The 360-nt window shown below is 71.4% G+C and carries 1 protein-coding gene; it reads left to right on the top strand.

Going from position 1 to position 360, the window contains the following annotated elements; all coding sequences use genetic code 11:
• On the top strand, positions 1 to 360 hold a 360-nt coding region (locus ADL08_RS13565; RefSeq protein ID WP_159043056.1), incomplete at both ends, for a M28 family peptidase.

Genomic DNA, 360 nt, shown 5'->3' with positions numbered 1-360 from the left:
GTCCCGACCGAGATCGAGACCGAGGGCGACGGCCGCTCCGACCACGCCCCGTTCAAGAGCGCGGGCGTCCCCGTCGGCGGCCTCTTCACCGGCGCGAGCCGCGTGAAGACCAGCGCGCAGGTCACCAAGTGGGGCGGTACGGCCACGGCGTTCGACCGCTGCTACCACTCCTCGTGCGACACCACGTCGAACATCAACGACACCGCCCTGGACCGCAACAGCGACGCCGTCGCGCACGCGATCTGGACGCTGTCGGCCGGTTCCACGAACCCGCCCACCGGCAAGGTCTTCGAGAACACCGCCGACGTCGCCGTCCCGGACAACGGCGCCGCCGTCACCTCGACGGTCGACGTCACCGGC

Origin of the sequence: Streptomyces sp. NRRL F-6492, from assembly GCF_001280125.1 — a bacterium.
In the GTDB taxonomy this organism is placed as follows: Bacteria; Actinomycetota; Actinomycetes; order Streptomycetales; family Streptomycetaceae; genus Streptomyces.
This window is presented reverse-complemented; position numbering and strand designations above follow the sequence as displayed.